The organism is Actinomycetota bacterium, from assembly GCA_030776625.1.
Classification (GTDB): domain Bacteria; phylum Actinomycetota; class CADDZG01; order CADDZG01; family WHSQ01; genus MB1-2.
Genome location: JALYHL010000001.1, coordinates 542956 through 560844 on the forward strand (window position 1 = coordinate 542956; position 17889 = coordinate 560844).

11 protein-coding genes are annotated in these 17889 nt (G+C 66.0%); 2 read left to right on the forward strand and 9 right to left on the reverse strand.

The window, feature by feature from the left end:
- The first annotated feature begins 2 nt into the window (after positions 1-2).
- Positions 3-1160 carry a zinc-dependent metalloprotease gene (locus tag M3N53_02655; GenBank protein MDP9067234.1) on the forward strand — a complete coding sequence of 386 codons (1158 nt, stop codon included), beginning with the start codon at positions 3-5 and terminating at the stop codon, positions 1158-1160.
- Here M3N53_02655 and M3N53_02660 read toward each other — a convergent pair.
- The 5 genes from M3N53_02660 to M3N53_02680 all read right to left on the reverse strand — a co-directional run bounded on the left by M3N53_02660 (position 1157) and on the right by M3N53_02680 (position 8917).
- Positions 1157-5242 (reverse strand): hypothetical protein, encoded by a 4086-nt coding sequence (locus M3N53_02660; GenBank protein MDP9067235.1) that lies wholly within the window; start codon positions 5240-5242, stop codon positions 1157-1159. The genes M3N53_02655 and M3N53_02660 overlap by 4 nt on opposite strands.
- Before the next feature lie 90 nt (positions 5243-5332).
- Complete coding sequence (locus M3N53_02665; protein MDP9067236.1) at positions 5333-5818, reverse strand: metallophosphatase family protein; 486 nt, start codon at positions 5816-5818, stop codon at positions 5333-5335.
- Positions 5819-5860: 42 nt separating this feature from the next.
- Complete coding sequence (locus M3N53_02670; protein ID MDP9067237.1) at positions 5861-7432, reverse strand: S8/S53 family peptidase; 1572 nt, start codon at positions 7430-7432, stop codon at positions 5861-5863.
- 45 nt (positions 7433-7477) lie between these two features.
- On the reverse strand, positions 7478-8638 hold the full coding sequence (gene moeB / locus M3N53_02675; GenBank protein ID MDP9067238.1) for a molybdopterin-synthase adenylyltransferase MoeB: 1161 nt from the start codon (positions 8636-8638) through the stop codon (positions 7478-7480).
- A gap of 21 nt (positions 8639-8659) precedes the next feature.
- Positions 8660-8917 carry a glutaredoxin family protein gene (locus M3N53_02680; protein MDP9067239.1) on the reverse strand — a complete coding sequence of 86 codons (258 nt, stop codon included), beginning with the start codon at positions 8915-8917 and terminating at the stop codon, positions 8660-8662.
- A gap of 171 nt (positions 8918-9088) precedes the next feature.
- Between M3N53_02680 and M3N53_02685 the strand changes: the two genes are divergently transcribed.
- The gene (locus tag M3N53_02685) at positions 9089-10144 is read left to right on the forward strand and encodes an alcohol dehydrogenase catalytic domain-containing protein (GenBank protein ID MDP9067240.1); all 1056 of its coding nucleotides are present in this window, start codon (positions 9089-9091) and stop codon (positions 10142-10144) included.
- 13 nt (positions 10145-10157) lie between these two features.
- On the opposite strand, the gene M3N53_02690 is transcribed toward M3N53_02685, so the two are convergent.
- The 4 genes from M3N53_02690 to M3N53_02705 form a co-directional block, all read right to left on the reverse strand.
- Positions 10158-13022 carry a S8 family serine peptidase gene (locus M3N53_02690; protein MDP9067241.1) on the reverse strand — a complete coding sequence of 955 codons (2865 nt, stop codon included), beginning with the start codon at positions 13020-13022 and terminating at the stop codon, positions 10158-10160.
- Between the two features lie 94 nt (positions 13023-13116).
- Positions 13117-14304, reverse strand: a complete 1188-nt coding sequence (locus M3N53_02695; GenBank protein MDP9067242.1) for a response regulator — start codon at positions 14302-14304, stop codon at positions 13117-13119.
- Positions 14301-16382, reverse strand: coding sequence for a PAS domain S-box protein (locus M3N53_02700; GenBank protein MDP9067243.1), 2082 nt, complete (start codon positions 16380-16382; stop codon positions 14301-14303). Before M3N53_02700 ends, M3N53_02695 begins: the two co-directional genes overlap by 4 nt.
- A gap of 304 nt (positions 16383-16686) precedes the next feature.
- Positions 16687-17844 carry a hypothetical protein gene (locus M3N53_02705; protein ID MDP9067244.1) on the reverse strand — a complete coding sequence of 386 codons (1158 nt, stop codon included), beginning with the start codon at positions 17842-17844 and terminating at the stop codon, positions 16687-16689.
- Between the last annotated feature and the right edge of the window lie 45 nt (positions 17845-17889).

Genomic DNA, 17889 nt, shown 5'->3' on the forward strand with positions numbered 1-17889 from the left:
ACATGAGCCAACCGTTCGGCGACATCCCGCTCTTCCGGGAGCTGCAAAGGATCCTCGCCTCCGGCCAAGGCCCCGTGAACTTCGAGATCGCACGACAGATCGCGGGGACGATCGCGACGCAAACGGCCGACCCGGCCCCGTCGCCTGATGCTGCCCGCAGGTTCTCCGACGCCGTGCGCGAAGCGGAGCTGCTGCTGACCGGATACACGAGGCTCACGCTCGACGAGCCGGTAGCGACCAAGACGATCGGGCGCGCGACCTGGGTGCTCGCGGCCCTCGACGGATGGCGATGGCTGCTCGAGAGCGTCGCGAGTCGCTTCACCTCCGAGTTGTCGGGCGTCGCGGGTGAGTCACGCGAGTCGCCGCTGGGACCGATGGAGCAGATGATGGGGCAGATCGCTCCCCTGCTCCTCGGCATCCAGATCGGCACCGTGATCGGGCACCTCGCGAACGACGTGGTGGCTCGGCACGATCCTCCGATCCCGTTCGAAGACGACGGCGCTTTGTTCTTTGTCACACCCAACCTCGACAGGTTGGTCGATGAGTACGACTTCGGTGCCGAGGCTTTTGCTCGCTGGCTGGCTCTGCACGAAGCGGCGCGCCAGATCGTGCTGACCGCGACTCCATGGGTGAATCGCTACTTCCGCAGCTTGTTGCTCGCGCTGGTGGACGCGATCGAGATAGACACGAGCGACCTCGAGCGAAGGCTCATCGATCTGCAGTCCGGCGGACCCGAGGCACTCACCGCCGGAGCGGGACTGGATCAGATGTTCCCCGTCGCTCAGACGGAGCGATACCAGCGGGCGCTTGCGGACCTGAAGAGTTTCCTCGCCGTCTACGACGGCTACGCCGAGCATGCGGCAGCCGCCGTGTCGTCGCAGCTCCTGGGGGACACCACCCGGATCGATGAGGGGATGGCGCGCCATCGAGCCTCTCCGAGCGAGGGCAAAGCGATGCTCGCGAGCGTCCTTGGCATCGAGCGGGACCGGTCGCTCGAGACCAGCGGCAAGACCTTCTGCGCCGCCGTCGTTCAGCTGAAGGGGATCTCCGCGCTGAACATCGTGTGGGCGGCGCCCGACAACCTCCCGACGTTGCCGGAGATCAAAGACCCCTTCCTCTGGATAGAAAGGATGCTCTCGGAAGAGGGGCCGGCCTCCTAACGACGCCGAGCGCGCGCCGGGAGATAGAAGTCGTTGCCGCGGAACCGCGCGCGGAACGAATGTCGGCCCGTCCAGAACCGCCTGGGAAGCCGCCCCACCGCGACGCCGCGCCGGTTGGTCTTGTCGCTATCGACGCGCCGTCGATCGGCGAAGAAACGGACCGTCTGGTCGAAGACCGGGCCTCCAGCGGCATCGCGGTCCGCCAGAGTCGCCGATACGTACCGCCGGGCGACATCCAGCGACAGCCTCGCTCGCTCCTTTTCCACCACGAAGTTCGTGAGGTCGGCGGATCCCTCCAAAGCGGCGGTCGGCTCGAAACGAGCGGTGAGCGCGTAAGCACCGGGAAGATCCACCAAGGAGACACGGGTGGCGGCGACGCCGGAAGCGTCCGTGACCGCGGTGAACGAGCGGACGCCGTGACTGCCGCGAAGCTCGAAGGTGACGTCGCCCCCGGGAACCGGAGCGCCATCGTCCGTCGTGACTTGCGCCTCGAACAACGCGTCGTCTGAGTACTGCCCGGACTCGGAAGAGCGGTCTGTAAACCGGGCCTCGGTCGCGCGAGGGCCTGCGGAGGTCTGCGTCTGCTGCGGCGTCGGAGTGTTGCCACCACCGTTGCCGGGCCCGCCGCCACCGCCGGGTTCACCGTTCCCGGGGTCGCCAGGATCGCCACCGTTGCCAGGATCAGTAGGGGGACCCGGTTCCACCGGCGGCGCGGGCTGTACCGGACGGGGCTCCGTCCCACGCACCTCGGCGCTGCGCGAACCGTTGATCTCGCCGAAGGTGTCGACGATGCCTCCGCGGTCCACGTACGCGACCTCGTCTATATAGAGGGTGCCTGGCCACGTGCAGTTGCCCTCGATGTCACAGCTCGCAGGCTCGGTCCGCGAAGCGCCGTCGTCATTGAGGATCGTGACCGTCGCGGTGTCGACCTGTCCCACCGAGATCCACGGTCTGAACGTGCACGAGAAGCAGTAGGTGTAGTCCTTCGGTTCCTCGTTCCACGTCTCGCACCGGTTGATCTTGCGACCGTCGCTCGTGGTCTCGTCGTACCCGTAGTTCTCGCAGTTGATGTAAGTGCGATGAACGCGCGGGAAAGTCTTAGCTCCGGTCTCCGGACGCTCCGGGAGCTTCGTCGCCGGCCACGTATCCGGGTAAGCGATCGGGCCGAGGGTGATCGTCTTCTTGGGGGCCTTGTCCTCGCCGCATCTCGGGTACTCCGGGCAGTACTCCCGGGACTCCCGCGGCCCGACCTGGAACGTCAGAGATCCTCCATCCATCGCCAGGTCGTTCACGGTGATTCCCTCCCACGGCGTGACCTCGAAGGGATCCGAAGTCACGAGGTAGGGCTCGGTCGCCGCCGAAGCAGGAGCGTCGGGCTCGACGGGGCCGGTGCGGTGGTGTCCTCGGACCAGGAAGCGGTAGATCCCGTCCGGCACCTGACTGCAGCGCGGGGTCCAGCCCGTGGGGAAGTCATAGGTGGCGGGACACTTTGCGTCGGCTCCGGTCGCCGTGTCGATATCCGAGTCGAATGCCTCGAAGTAAGCGGTCCAGCGCCACTGGAACTGCCCTACGCGATACAGCGGCAGGTCCTCGGGCTCTGGGAAGTCGATGGTCGTCTGGACCTCGCCCGACTGGCCGAACGCGTCTACCCAGTCGTCGTCGTCCTCGCACGGTGCCCGGACGCAGCGCTGTACGACGACGGTCGGGTTGTCGACGTAGTTGTTCCCGCCGACCCACTCGAAGGTGGCGACATCGAAACGCTGGATGCTTTTCGGCTGCACGACCGGCGCTGGCGTCCCGCCGTCGGTCGGCAGCTGGCTCTCGTACGCGTCGAGGTATGCCTGCGCCGCGTGACCGAGAGCCGCGGCGCGAGCCTCTTGGTGGGCTCCATCGGCCATGTACGCCAGGTCTAGCGCGTTGTATGGGTAGTCCGGAAACCCCGCCGGATCCTTTAGGTGCCCGCCCATCGTGACCAGCCTCGTGGCGAGGAAGTCCGACGAGTGCTGTCCCATCCCCGTCAGCGCCTTGCGATAATGGTCGCCGCGCTGGTACTCCCTGTAGGACGCGATGTAGCCCCAGTAGTCGTTCGCCATGGAGACCGGTACGACGAGCGAGTAACCACGCTCTGTGTCGAGCTCCGCGGGGAAGGGCGCGCCCTGCCACTCCGGCGGGATGAAGGGACTCTGCGTGAAGTTCCCCTTGATCTTGTGGGTGCTGACGGGCTCGGACTCCGCGGCCAACGGACAGACACCCTCGTTGTTGAGCCCTTCTTGGTTCGCTCCGGTGACTAGCCCGGGACACCTCTCGAAGCCCGCGTCCCACCCGCTCGCGTCGTTGTTCACCTGCGCCCGCATCCGGTGGTACCTAAAGTCGGTGACCGGGATCTTGGCACCGTCAGCCCGATCGAAGTTGTTCCGGCCGGGATCCGAGCACAGCCACGTCGGCCTCTCGGGTTCCGCATCCGGATCGCCTTTACCGGTCTCGGGGTCCCAGGTGCCGTCGGGAGGATTCACCGCCTCACAGCTCCAGTTGAACCCGATCCACATGTTTCCGTGAACCTTGTCGGCGCGCGTCTTGATGTTGCGCGACTGATCCGCCCACTGCTCACAGGGACAGATCGTCAACAGAACCTCGCCGAGCCGGACCGCCTGCAGGTGGATCTGGAAGGTTTCCTCCAGGCCGGTGTAGCCCGGAGCACCGTAGTTAGCAGGTATGGGAACGCCGGCCCGCTTCAGCTCCTCATAGGTGGTCCCTGGGTCGTACGGGAACTCCTCGAAGAACCGGTCTCGCGACGGCCGTTCGCAGTCCGGGAGTCCCACCACGGGGACGCCTGGCCGACCATGCGCGGCTTCGTCCGTCCGGCAGTTGGAGACCGACGGGTACGGATGCGAGTACGGCGGCGCGAATTGCTTGTCGTTCACGTCGACGACGAAGTCGCTCGAGAACGGCACGACCTGCACCTCGCCCGGGCCCGCGTTGCCGAGGCTGGGTATCAAGATCTCAGGAGCGGTCGGTGCCGTGGCCGCTCCGATCGCATGCCACGCGGCGACGAACGTGTCCGCCATGCGGCGCGCACCCCGCTCCGCTTGCGCGTACTCGCGATGATCGAACTCGGCCCGTTCTGAGCAGGGGTGGGTCTGGCACCGAGCGTCGGACTCCGAGGTCCCCGTGTTGTTCTGGGCGAACAGGTTCAACGCGCCCGTCTCTGCGTCGGTGAATCGCTGGAACGGCGCAATCCACTCGCCGGTGATGAGGTTGTTACCTTCGAGGAACTCCGGGTGCTGTCCAAAGGTCGTGTAGTTGGCGAGTGGCCGAGGGTGGTTCGGATCGGAGATGTCATCGAAGCGCAGAACCGAAATGGACTGGTCGTTATCGAGCCGCGGATATCCCGCGGGCGTGCGGTCGTCCGCGATGGCTGGGCCGAAGGAATGTTTCCGCGTTGCATCCCAGTACACAGTGGCCGCGCCCATCCGTACCGGCACCAGCGAGCCGGCGGCCTCGATCACCGACTCCGCCATCTTCTGAGCCATGTACTCGAAGAAGCGCAGGTCCATGACGTCCTGGAAGGCCCATAGCCCCCACGAAGGCGACGAGTAATAAGGAGACGAGTGGTTGTGCGAGACGGCGATCACGAGGTTCGAGTGGTCGATCCCCGTCGGTTCTCCTGAGACGAGGCCTGCGCCGACGGCCGCGTCATGCTCCTTCAGGATCTGCCCGACGCGCTGGTTTAAAAGGTCCTGTGGGATGTACAGGTCGTTCTTGACGAATGCGACCCTGGTCGAGTTTCCCTCGGCATCCTTGCCGGCGACCAGTAGAGCCCTTACGTCGAGCCGCGATTGCACGCCGTAGGAGGGGGCGCGGCGGGTCGAGTGCGTATGCGGGTCGCCGCCCTCGTGCGTGATGGGAACGGAGGTGGTCGCGTACTGGCCGGCGGACGCTCCCACGTGCCAGCTGGCGTCTACGTGGCCCACACCCGCGAGGACCGAAGTCGCGTGATCCCTAGGCTCTTCCTCTTCGGTCTGCGCGGCCACGGGAGGTAAAAGCGCGAGCAGAACGCAAAGGGTTGTCGCCACTGCGGCCACAGCGCGGGCGAAGCTACGCACGTTCGTCCCCCGGGATCGGATGTCGGATATGGCAGGTTTCTGCGCATCCGCGCGGGATTCCTGCCGCCCCTAGACCGGGAAGATCTCGCCCTCAACGTTGCCGTCTTCGATCCAGAGCAGACCCATCGAGGTGAACGGCGCCTGGCGCTTCCACGTCGGACTACCGGGGTTGAACACGAGGAGGCCGTCCCGGTCCTCGTTCCAGGGGATGTGAGAGTGGCCGAAGACGACGACGCGCGCGTGGGGGAAGAGGTCCCTCATGCGCTGGTGGCGTCGTGATCTCTGGCCGGAGTCGTGCACCATGCCGATCCGGACGCCGCCCAGAGTGATCTCCGCGGTCTCGGTCGCGCCCCACTCGCGCACGTCCATCCCGTCGCAGTTGCCCATCACGACGGTCACAGGAGCGAGGGCCGCGAGCTCGTGCAAGAGGGCCGGGTCGACGACATCGCCCGCGTGCAGGATGTGATCCGCGCTCTCGAGATACGGCCACGCGCCCATCGGGACGGTCCGGCTCATCCCCCTCGTGTGCGTGTCCGCAAGCACCGCCACCTTCACCCCCCAATCATGAACCGACCGCGCCGGCCGCCGCGGTGCGAGCTAGGGGAGGGGGCGCAGCGTGGGGCAGGTTGTTTCTATGGCGGAGCGCAGCGGGTGATCTAGGTCCCTTCCCGGAAGCTTCGTCTTGCCCTCGACGTAATAGCCGTCGCTCCACGAGCCCCACAGGTGCTGCCGGCAGAACGAGTCGACGATCATCCACTCGCGCTCGTCCTTCGGGCGCTTGGGCGCCGAGGAGAAGCCCGTCAGGGGGCCGTAGAGGCGACTCCGGAACTCCGCGATGCGCGCTGCGTCCTCGCCGCTCTCTCGGGCGAAGTAACTGCCGTGGCCCTCGTTCAGGTACTCGTCCTCGCCGATGGGGGGCAGCGCTCCGACACCTGCCGGTGTCATGCCGGGGTTCGTGTGCTCGGCGCCCTCGAACAGGCGCTGACGGAGCTCCTCCGCGGTCAGCTTGCCGTCACCCAGCTCACACTCGCGCCGGATGCCGCCGCAGTCGAACCGGCCGCGTGAGATGAGGCCGCCGCTCTGCAACCGGCTCGGGCCTGCCATGTCCTGTCGCGCTTGATACAGAGCGTTTGCGTAGGTGCCGGCGATCACCGGCGTTGCGTTGGACGTTCCGCCGAAACCGCCTGAGCCAGTGCCGCCGACGAACGGCGAGCCGTAGGCCGCGGGATAGCGACTCCCGAGGCTCGCGATATCCGCCGGCTTCCCATGACCCGTATAGGACGCGTGGGCACCGGGACTGACGGCGCCGACGGTCACGATCCAGTCCGGCCCCTCCTGCGATGAGAACAACGTCGTGTTCGGGATCAAGAAGGCGTTCTCTTGGCCGTTGCCTGCCGAGAAGAAGATGGTCTGGCCGCGCTCGCTCGCCTGCTTCTGGAGCTTCACGTTCGAGCCGCTGTAGAGGCGGTCGCGGGTAACCGGCGTGAGGCTGAACCCGTAGGAGTTGGTGATCGCGTCGATCCACGGTTGCTTCATCGCCCAGGAAAGCGCGGCCTCCCCGCTCTTTTGATCCGCGATGTCGAGGAAGACCATCAGGCAGCTCGGGCAGGTCCCGTGGATGTTGCCGACCGACACGCTCGAGGTGCCGGTGCCGTGCGACCGTGAGGGCCCGTGGATCTTGTTGCCGCCGAAGTCGATGGCGCCGATCACCTTCGTGTCGGGCATCCAGTAATAGTGGAGCTTCTTTCCTTCGCTCTTCTTGACACCCTCCCAAACCTTCTTGTCCTTCTTGTCGAGCGCCTCGATCACCGCGGTCTGGTTCTTCTCCTCCAGGCTGAGGTCGAGAGCTTTGTAGGAGGTGAACTCGGACGTGTCGGGGAAGCCGGGCAGCCACTTGTCCGGGGCCTTGTCGAGCGGGAGGTCGTTCGAGCGATCGCCGTCGGTCGCCTGCGGCATCTTCGAGGCGACGTAGTCCCAGTGATAAGGGGCGAAGGTGAAGTCGATCACGGCAACCACGGTCGCGTCGCCGGGTCCGGCGGAACGAGCCGAAGACCGCGGCCCTTCCGCATTGAGGACAACGCGGATCGGCTCTACCGTCTGCGCCGCCGCCGGTACCAGCTGCGCGGTCAGGCCAAACAAGGCCATCACACACACCAGAGCGCGTCGCACGAACGACCCCTTCCCGAGAGCACCGAGTCCTGGCTACAGGTTCGCTCAGGAGCTAGCGGTTCCTGCCTCCTGTAGCGTCCGGACCGGGCGAGCCGCGGCCTCGCCGCAGGTCGGGCAGCTGGGGTCGCGCCGCACCTTCACTTCGGCGAACCTCGTCGTCTGCGCGTCGAACGTCAGAAGCCGACCGACCAGCGGCTGGCCGTAGCCCACGACCAGCTTCAATGCCTCATTAGCTTGGAGAGAACCCACGATGCCCGGGAGCACGCCCAGGACGCCTGCCTCACTTCAGGTAGGGGCCAGCTCTGGTGGCGGAGCCTCGGGGTAGAGGCAGCGGTAGCAAGGTCCTTCGTAGGGCACGAAGGTCGAAGCCATCCCCTCGAAGCGGAAGATCGAGCCGTGGACGACGGGCTTGCGGAGAGCCACCGCCGCATCGTTCACCGCGTAGCGGGTTTCGAAGTTGTCACAACCATCAACGATTACGTCGTACTGAGACAGGAGATCCTGCGCGTTCGAGGCGTCGATCCTGAACGGATGCACGACGACGTCGATGTCTGGGTTCAGCGCGTTGATCTCCTCTTTCGCAGATTCTGCCTTCAGCATGCCGATGCGCTCGGTGTTGTGGATCACCTGCCGCTGCAGGTTGCTGGCCTCGACGACGTCGGAGTCGACGATGCCGATGGTGCCGACGCCCGCGGCCGCGAGGTAAAGCAGCGCGGGAGACCCGAGCCCGCCGGCGCCGATCGCCAGCACCTTGGAGTTCAGCAGCGCAAGCTGCCCCTTCTCGCCCACCTCCGGGAGGATCAGGTGCCGCGAGTAGCGATCCCGCTGATCGTGGTTCAGCACCTTGGGGACGGTGAAGTCGAAGCCGAGGTCCTTCCAGCGCGAGAAGCCACCGGCCATGCTGGTGACGTTGGTGTAGCCGAGCTCCTTCATCATCTTTGCGGAGAAGGCGCTGCGGACCCCACCGGCGCAGTAGACGACCACCTCCGCGTCCTTGTCGGGGATGACGTCTTCGATCCTGCTTTCGAAGTGGGCTCGGGACAGGTGCGCGGCCCCCGGGATCGTCCCGTTCGCCACCTCGTCCTGCTCCCGCACGTCCAGGAGGTGGAACCGGTCGCGCTGATCCAGCCTCTGCTTGATCTGCTCTGGGGAGACCTCGCCCACGTCGGCTTTCGCCTGACGCAGCAGATCGCGGAAGTTACTCATATATGCACGTGATTATAGTGCTTAAATCCGGGCGGCAGAGCCAAGCGCCGCCTGGACCTGTCGGATCGTGGGGTTCACCAGGAGCTCGCCCCCGACCTCCAGCGTCGGAACGGTGCGATACCCGCCGGTCTTCTCGATGATCCGGTCGTCATACGAATCGTTGAGGTCGAGATCGATCTCACGGTAGGCGATGCCCGCCTCATCCATCTGCCGCTTCAGACGCCGGCAGTACCCGCACCAGGTGGTGGAGTACATGGTGACGATGTCACTAGAAGTCATCCCTTTTCCTTTTTGCCCGGTTCCCGTCAAGATAAGCGGCCTCATGTCCCGTGATCGCGACCTTTCTCGCCCCCACTCGCACGACATGGGGCAGGTTGGCAAGAACCCCTGCAACCAGACGTTCTATTCCAAGCGTCTCTCGGCCTCGCGCGCGCCGGAGCTACTCGCCCGGTGAGAGCGGTGGTCTACGTCGGCGACGGAACCGTTCGCGTCGACGACGTTCCCGAACCCACGATCGAAGACACCGGCGACGCCATCGTCGAGGTCCGAAAAACGGCGATCTGTGGCTCCGACCTTCACCTGCTGGACGGAAAGACGCCGGGGATGCGCCCCGGAGGCGTCATCGGGCACGAGTTCATCGGCCGCGTGGCCGAGCTCGGGCGCGACGTGATCAGACATCACGAAGACACGCGCGTGCTGGGGTCGTTCTTGATCGCTTGCGGCGCCTGCAGGCACTGCACGGCGCGCCGGTTCAACTTCTGCACCAGCCGGCGCGCTCTGGGGCTAGGAACGTTAACGGGCGATCTCGACGGCGCGCAGGCGGAGTACGTGCGGGTGCCGAACGCCGATCTCAACCTGCGCGTCCTGGCCGGAGGACTGTCGGGGCTGGACGACGAGGAGGCGTTGTTCGGCGGCGACATCCTCGCAACGGGCTTCTATGCCGCAGCGCTGAGCGAGATCAAGCGCGATGACGTCGTGGTGGTCATAGGCGCCGGGCCGGTGGGTCTGTTCTGTGCGGCCGCAGCGCGCCGCTTCTCTCCATCGAAGGTGCTCGTGTTGGACCAAGACCCCGCGCGCGCGGCCTTCGCCCGAGACCAGATGGGGTTGGAGGCGGTCGACGTCTCCACGACCGACGCTCAGGCGGAGGTCGCCGCCGCGACGTCGGGCGACATGGCCGACATCGCGATAGATGCGGTGGGCTCCGTCGGCGCGGTGAAATCCGCGATGAAGTGCGTGCGCGACGGGGGCCGCGTGAGCGTGGTGGGGGTGTATGGGTCCGAACGCTACGAGCTGCCGATGGGCGTCGCGTGGGTCCGCGGCATCGACCTCAGGTTCTCGGGTATGGCCAACGTCCACGCGCACTGGGACGACGCGCTGCTGAGCGTGGCGAAGGGTGATCTCGATCCCAAGAAAGCGATCACGCACCGGCTCCCTCTGGAGCAGGCCGAAGAGGGTTACGCAATGTTCAAGGCGCGCGAGGCGATGAAGGTCGTCCTCACGCCATAGTGAAAGGCACCGCTCAGCAGCGAGGCATCCGCAGCGTCGTGCCCGGGTCGTCTCGACCCTCGAAGATCACCGTCACCCACAACCGGCCGTCCCGGAGGATCGCGCCCACACCCACGTGAGCGAACTGCCGCGACAAGATGTTGCCTCTGTGCGCAGACGAGCTCATGAAGGCTCGTTGAAGAGCATCGACATTCTGACCCACCGCGATGTTCTCGCCGAGCGCAGACCATCGCGTGACGCGGGCGCGGAGATCGTCGGGCGTCGAGTGGACGAGCGACCCCGTGGCCACCATCTCCCTCGTATGTATGCGCGCGACCTTCGAGAGCTCCGGGTCCAACTTCAGAGGCGCGGCCCCCGCTTCCGAACGCGCCCTGTTCGTCGCGTCGGCAAACGCGGATTCCGATGCCTTGTAGGTCCAACACGACTCCGCACCCGATGCAGCAACCGACCCCTCTCCACCGGCCGTTGTCGTGGACCGGTGCCGGTGGCGGGCAACGTCCGCCGCACGAGGGCAGCCAGACCTGCTCGCCGCAACGGCCGCATAGCGACCGACGCGGTCCTTCAGGCGGACCTTGAAGATCCCCGCCTCGTCCGTTCGAGCCAAGCCCACGCGCCTCCCCTCGTGCTTCAGGACCACGGGGATCCCCGAGCGACAAGCCTCGATATCCGAGGTCACGACGCCACTCGCGATCAGGTGTCTGGCGACGGTGAGATCGAGAGACCTCACCGCGGGAGGTGTGCTGCCGCTGGGACTGGGACTGGGCGTGGGCGTGGGAGACACCGGAGTGGGAGCCGGTGCCGGCGCTTCGGGCGTCGCCGTGGGTGCGGTTGTGGCCGGCGTCCGCAGCGGGGTCGGCGTCGGCTCTAGTTGCTGGCTCTGTGTCAATGACGGCGCGGGGGTCGGGTTCGCGGCGACGGGAGGTGCTGATTCGACCGGGACGCTCCCGATCTGCTGAAGCGAGCGCAAGAGGTTGAGTCGGCCGCCCGTCACCGACCGACCGGCCAGAGCGGGGATGTCGAGGCTGCCGTCCAGCAGCGCAGACTTCACAGCGCCCGCGCCCAGTGCCGGGCTCGCCGTGTTCAAGACGGCGGCCGCCCCAGCCACGTGTGGTGTGGCCATCGAGGTCCCCGAGAAGGTCGCTAGCTCGCTTCCTGAGTAGCTGGTGTCGGTGCAAACGATCTGCACGTCGTCGACATCTGCGCCGTCTCCCACCAGCTCATCGCCATCGGCCTTCAGCCGGAACCGGAGAAAGACCCCGCTGCGCGAGTCGAAGCCCGACATGTCTGCGGAGACGTCGGCCCACCGACCCCCGCTCGACCCCGACCACGAGCCCAGACTGCTCCACGTGCTTCCGTCCGTAGACGCCTCTGCGACGAGCAGATCGTCATTCGCCTCCACCTCCAGCCTCAGCGCATAGCGCAGAGAGCACCCCGCCGCGCCCGCGAGGTCGGCGCCGACAAGGCTGCGGACGGAGGCGTTGCTCGCAGCAGCGTAGGGACCGTCGGGACTATCGCTGAGATAGCTGCCGTAGCTGTCACTACGGAGCGTCCACGCGGGCTCCGGTGCCCAACGCTCGCCGAAGCCGCTCTCGAAGCCATCGGTGAAGGAAACGGCCTGGCTGGGGACGGTGCTCAGGATCCCCGACCCCGGCGCACCGATGTCCACACTCGTCGCGCCGTAGTTCGAGAAGCTGGAAAGAGCATCACCTTGAGTCACCGATGCGACGCAGATGATGTTCGCGGAGGCGTAGTTGCACGGATATGACGCGACCTGATCGTTGTCGACGGACTCGTTGCCTGCGGCCACGACGAACAACGTGTCCGGCCAGCGCTCGATCGCGTCGACCACAGATCTAGAGAACGACGGACCGCCGAGGCTGGCGTTGACCACGTCGATACCCATCGCGCCGGCGTAGGAGAAGGCCGACGCGATGCTCGAGCTCGTGCCCGACCCGTTCGCGTCCAACACGCGCAGGGGGACCAGACCCGCGTTCCAGGCGACGCCCGTGATGCCCACACCGTTGTTGCCAACAGCTCCGACAGTTCCCGCGACATGGGTGCCGTGACCGTGCAGGTCGCGCGGGTCGTTGTCGCGCTGCACCCAGTCCCAACCCCGGACATCGTCCACGTAGCCGTTGGCGTCGTCGTCTACACCGTTGGCCTCCCGGCCCCCGCCGGATTCTCCCGGGTTGCCCCAGATGTTGGCGGCGAGATCCGGATGGTCGTAGGCGACGCCCGTGTCGACGATGGCGACTGTGACGTCCCGTGAGCCGGTGCTGACGCCCCAGGATTCGGGTGCGTCGAGATCGGTGTTCCCGGCGTTCTGCAGACCCCAGAGGCTCGAGAAGCGCGGGTCGTTCGGAGTGATAGCGCCGGCGCTGTAGATGAAGTCGGGCTCAGAGTACGCAACGCCAGGATGCGCGGCCAGGGTGCGGCGCGCCTGTTCGACGGCCATCCCGGGACCGAGCCCAAGGAGCTCTGCGTCGGGAACCGGCAGCTTCCGGAGCAGCCGCGCACCGACCGCGGCTCGCGCGGCCGCGCGGGCCTGCTCTGACGCGTCTGGGCGGAAGCGGACGATGACACGGCGTTGAACGAAGGCTCCGTCCACCGGCGCCGCGACGACGGGCGCTGACGCGGAAGAGCCGTCGAGGGGGCGCAGTTCGCCCCCGAGCCGCGAGGTGTTGTCCCGCGCGGGCAGGTCATCGGCGACCCGGGAGCTGACGACGGCGCCGAAGCCTTGGATGGAGGCGTCCTGCGGCTGTTCGGACGGCGGCGTCTCGTGGACCACCACCGCCACCAGCGCGGAGCCGGCCATGAGGGTCGCTAGAACCGTCAGCGCCAGGTTCCTACGCGCTTTGGCTACGCTGCGCTTAGCCACCGGCATAAGAGGCACCCTGGCCGAATCGGTCTGCTCGGACCGCTAGTTCGGCAACGACTACGGCATCTTCCACTGGAAAGCCGGTCATGAGTCGCTACGCCGTCTTGGCTCTCGGCGCGAGGCGGGTTCTCGTCCGGGAGGTGCCCGGGAACGATCCAGCCGATCGCTGCTGGGTTCGTGGATCGCTTTCATCGAGCGCTTCCTTGACGCGCAAGACGTCGTCCAGCACATCGAAGAACGCGTCCAGCATCTCCGCGTCGAAGTGCGTTCCCCGCCCCTCGCGCAGCATCCGGGTGGCCTCCATCAACCCAAAGGCTTTCCGATACACGCGGTCGCTGGTGAGCGCATCGAACACATCTGCGATCGCAGCGACACGTCCCTCGAACGGGATCTCGTCCGCTACCAAACCCCGCGGGTATCCCGTGCCGTCGACCCTCTCGTGATGCGTCCACGCGATCGAGGCGCCTGCCTCTCCCAGCTCAGAGCGCGTGCCCGACAGGATGCGATGACCGATGACCGCGTGTTCCCGCATCGTCCGGTATTCCTCCGGCGTCAGCCGTCCCGGCTTCAGAAGGATCCGGTCCGGTATCCCAATCTTCCCCACGTCGTGCATCTGACTCGCGACCCTGATCACATCCGCACGCTCGGGATCGACGCCCAGACGGACGGCGAGGAGCTCGCAGTACCGGCTCATCCGCTGCACGTGCAGGGCCGTCTCCTCGTCCCGGTACTCGGCCGCGGTCGAGAGCCGGTTGATCGTCTCCTCGCGCGAGATCCGCAGCTCGTCCTGGGTCTCTTCCAGCCGCTGCACCGCCGTCCACAGCTCGGACGTCCGGTGGCGGACCTTCTCTTCCAACACGTCGTTCTGAAGCAGGACCTCACGGTGCAGCGAACGGATCCGAAGCAGGTTCTCCATCCGGAGAAGCACCTCGACGTGATCGAACGGCTTGGGGAGGAAATCGCTGGCACCTACGCTGAGGGCGTGCTGTTTGGCAGCGGCCGTCGCGTCTGCAGTGAGCACCAGGATCGGCAGATAGTCGGCGGGCGGGATCAATGGTCTGAGTCTCTCCATCACCTCGAAACCATCGAGATGGGGCATGTGAAGATCCAGCAGCACCAGGTCGGGAAGAGTCTGAGCTGCGAGCTCGACGGCCTCGCGTGGATCGGTCGTGCTGTGGACGTGCGGGTAGCCCGCCCTGCGCAACAACTTCTCCAGGAGGACCACGTTCTGACGCTGATCGTCCACGATGAGGATCGTGGCTTCCGCGAACTCGATCTTCATCGTGCCTCCTCGACCAAGACGCGCTCGGCCCCCTGCTCTGTCAGCAAGTCTTCGATGACCTCGTTGAACGCGACGACGTCGAACGGCTTGGTTAGGTAAGCGCGCGCTCCCGAGTGCAACAGCCGTCTTATCTGCCCTTGTGTTGCGTCCGCGCTCAACACGACGACCGGGATATCCGCGGTCAGCGGGTCGAGCTGGAGCCGATGCAACACCTCGTGGCCCGGCATGTCTGGAAGGTTGAGGTCTAGGAGAACGAGATGGGGGCGCTCACGAGCCGCAACATCGATCGCCTCTGACCCCGTGGTGCAGGAGGTCACTCGCAGGTTTTCGGCCCGACCGATGATGCGCTCGACCAGCCGCAGGTTGGAGACGTTGTCCTCCACGTACAGGATCACGCACTCCGGTTGAAGCTGCGGTGCAGGAAGCTCCGACACAGTGGCGCTACCGGCATCCAGGCCCACATGAAGCTCCAGAGTGAAGGTGCTGCCGCTGCCCACCACAGACTCCACCCCAAGTGAGCCGCCCATGGCCTCGGTCAAACGGCGGCCAATCGCAAGGCCCAGCCCCGTTCCCTCGATACTGGTCGCCTCGGCGCCCAACCGCTCGAACGGGGTGAAGATCGCCTCGACCAGGTCCGGCCTGATTCCCGATCCCGTGTCGGCGACGGATACCCCGATCCGGCCATCGCCTCGCGGCGATGCAGAAACAGTCACGGCGCCGTTGTCGCGGTTGTACTTGATCGCGTTCGAGAGAAGGTTGATCAGGATCTGCTTCAACCGCTGCTGATCGGCCATGACGTGTAGCTCTGGGTCCGGGAGCTCGACAGTCAGGGCGATCCCTCGTTGCGCCGCGAGGGGGCGGACGAGCCTCGTTGCTTCATCGATCACGTATGCGAGCGGCACCGGCTCGAGCGACAGAGCCAGCCTCCCGGTCTCGATGCGAGAGATGTCCAGGACCTCGTTGATCAACTCCAATAGATGCTTGCCGCCCCTGATCATCTCGGCCACGTTCTCGGCCTGGTCCTCGGTGAGATCGTCCATCTCCAGCAGCTGGCCGAAACCCAGGATCGCGTTGAGCGGCGTCCGAAGCTCATGGCTCATCCGCGACAGGAACTCGCTCTTCGCGAGGTTCGCCCGCTCCGCCGCCTGTGTCTGAGCCCGCAACGCCGTCTCGCTCTTCTCCAACGCCTGCCGTATCCGCTTCTCGGGGCCGATGTCCCGCTGGATCGATGCCGCGCCGAGGATCTCCCCCTGCTGCGACCTGATCGGAGAAACCGAGAGCGAGATGTCGAGGATGCGACCGCCCTTCCCGACGCGCCGCGTCTCGTAGTGGTCGATACTGTCGCCGCGCAGGATCAGGTCGAGGATCTTGCGCTCTTCGCCTGCGAGGTCCTCGGGTACCAGCATCGTGACGGGTCGTCCCACGATCTCGGCGGCGGAGTACCCGTAGAGAGATTCCGCGGCCCGGTTCCAGCTCGTGACGATGCCCTCGCGATCCTTCGTCAAGATGGCGTCGATACTCGACTCAACCGCGGCGGCGAGCAGTCGGTTCGCGTCGTCCGCTTTGGTTAGGGCAGCCTGCCTCTCTATCCCCGCCTTGCGCGCCTCGAGGAGATCCATCACGAGATCCGCCAGCTCCTTCAGGATCCGCTGGGCCTGCGGGTCGAGCGGATCGCGGGGTGACCTATCGACGATGCACAGCGTCCCCAACCTTTCGCCGGACGGCGTCACCAGCGGCGCCCCCGCGTAGAAGCGGATGAACGGTTCCCCCGTGACCAGTGGGTTCGCCGCGAAGCGCGAGTCTGCGGCCGCGTCCGGGATCACCATCACGTCGTCGGAGGAGAGCGCATGGCTACAGAACGAGACGTCGCGCGAGGTTTCGTCGGCGGCGTATCCGACGCAGGACTTGAACCACTGCCGGTTCTCGTCGACCAGCGACAGGAACGCCATCGGCGTTCGGAAGATGCGCGCGGCCGTCTGGGCGATCCGGTCGAAGGACGACTCGGTCTCCGAGTCGAGCACCTGATACGAGCGGAGCGCCTGGAGGCGCTTGGTCTCCTCGTCAGCTAGAAGCTGCATATTGAACCCTCCGGAGCAGCGTGCAGGCCCTCCCACCGAGGTCCCATTGCGGATGTTCGGCGCCGGGAGCAACGACGAGGTCACTTTCGCGTAACGAGGTGGGAACACCTTCCAGAAATCGGGTATTTCTGCCACCCATTTGGGGGAACCAGTTCGGTATTTCTGCCACCCATTTGAGGGGGAACCAGTTCCTTATGGGCCCCCCGTTGCCGCAGCCTGAGGATCGGTGGCCGGGCTCATAGGACGGCGTTGGTTGCGTGCCCGCCCGAGGAGGTGGAGGTGGCGCCGCGTTGGCGGTCTTGTACTAGAGCTTGCCGGTGTAGCGGAGGATGTCGATGCCTCTGTTCTGGTCGATCGCGTAGACGATCTTGTCGTCGACCCAGAAGGACGACAGCGTGAGCCCCCCGTAAGGCAGGAACGCCCCAACCTCGCTGAGCTTCCCATTGGGCTCGACCTTCAAGAACCGAGTTCCATGCTCGAACCAGGCGACCGTGACAAGACCGCCGCCCTTGAAGCTCGGATGCTCTTCGAAGAAGCTCGACGAACACCCGATCGCGTTGGCGGGAGGGTTGCCGTCGGCGAAGGTGCCGTTCTTCATGCGGAACTGGTCGATCAGGGTGAAGCTGTGGGTCCTCTTCCAGCGCCTGGCGTCCCAGGTGGTGAAGGCCGCGGACCTCTCGTTGCAGGGGCCGCTGGCGGGCGTCTCCCCCGCGATCAACAGGAACCTGTCCTTGGTGCCGCGCGGCCAGCGGGTCGAGCTGAGGATCTCGCGGGGGCGGTCGAGCGGAAGCTCCTGGGCCACCGGAGCGACGGCCAGCGGGCGCGGGCGCGCCGGATCCTTTCGGGCATCCAGGAAGTACACGCTCGGCTCGGACGCGGTCACGACACGGCCGGGGGCTACTTCCGTGACGTCGTGGGTGACGGTTGCGTCGAGCCCCTCGTTCCACTGCCCGACCAACTTCGGATTGGCGGGATCGCGCAGGTCCACGATGGAGTGGCGCGGTGAGGACCCGTAGACCCACGTGCAGTCGAGGACGCAAGTGAGCATGTGATCTCCCGCCTCGGGCAGCTGCGCGAGGGGAACCGGCTTGGTCTTGTCACTGACGTCCCAGACGTGAAGGATCCGGCGTGACTCCTGAGGGAAGACCAGGATCTTGCCGTTGGTGTCGATGTCCTCCATCGAGAACGGGTTGAAGCCGATCGGGGTCATGCTCTGCAGCTTGGGGTCGAGCGGATCGGAGATCTCGTAGATCGAGATGTGGTGATAGTTGGCGACGTACAGGTAGTCGCCGACGATGCGGGCGCTGGCCGCACCACCGCCTTCCAGCGCGATCGTCTCGAGGTACTCCACCGGCCCTGTGACCACGCCGCCCGACGTCGGTCCGGCCTCCGCTCCGGACAACCCAGAAAGGGCGAGCATGGCGAGCGTCATCGACACGCCGAGCTTTCGAATGATCCACATGTCGCGGATCCGCCTTTCCCCTCTCGTAACGCCGACGGAATCCTT

Bases quoted from the DNA above. Each gene is read 5' to 3' on its own strand.
- M3N53_02655 (MDP9067234.1), top strand. From the start codon at position 3: ATGAGCCAACCGTTCGGCGACATCCCGCTCTTCCGGGAGCTGCAAAGG.
- M3N53_02705 (MDP9067244.1), bottom strand. From the start codon at position 17,844: ATGTGGATCATTCGAAAGCTCGGCGTGTCGATGACGCTCGCCATGCTC.
- M3N53_02680 (MDP9067239.1), bottom strand. From the start codon at position 8,917: ATGACTTCTAGTGACATCGTCACCATGTACTCCACCACCTGGTGCGGG.
- M3N53_02695 (MDP9067242.1), bottom strand. From the start codon at position 14,304: ATGAAGATCGAGTTCGCGGAAGCCACGATCCTCATCGTGGACGATCAG.
- M3N53_02700 (MDP9067243.1), bottom strand. From the start codon at position 16,382: ATGCAGCTTCTAGCTGACGAGGAGACCAAGCGCCTCCAGGCGCTCCGC.